1 pseudogene is annotated in these 250 nt (G+C 73.2%); it reads right to left on the bottom strand.

Annotated features, from left to right (window positions below):
• Positions 1–250: pseudogene (locus A3764_RS19400) on the bottom strand (divergent polysaccharide deacetylase family protein); the annotation flags it as partial.

Here is a 250-nt window from a genome sequence, read left to right as displayed (position 1 = left end):
GGGGGCGCCGGGGGCTGAGCCGGCTCGGTCGAGATTGACAATTCGTCCGCTTCCTGCGGCTCCATGGGCGCCAGCGCCATGGGATTGGGCAGCACGGGTTCATCCGCCGCGGGGGCGGCATCATTGCTTTCGGGGGCCGCGCCGGGCGCGCCCAGCGTTTCCGCGTCGCCGGTCACCGGCGGGGCGGCAGGCGTTGTGGCCGCATCGTCCAACCCGGCGATGCTGTCGCCTTCGGGTTCGGTCGTCACCG

It is taken from the genome of Sulfitobacter sp. HI0129 (assembly GCF_001635395.1).
Classification (GTDB): domain Bacteria; phylum Pseudomonadota; class Alphaproteobacteria; order Rhodobacterales; family Rhodobacteraceae; genus Sulfitobacter.
This window is presented reverse-complemented; position numbering and strand designations above follow the sequence as displayed.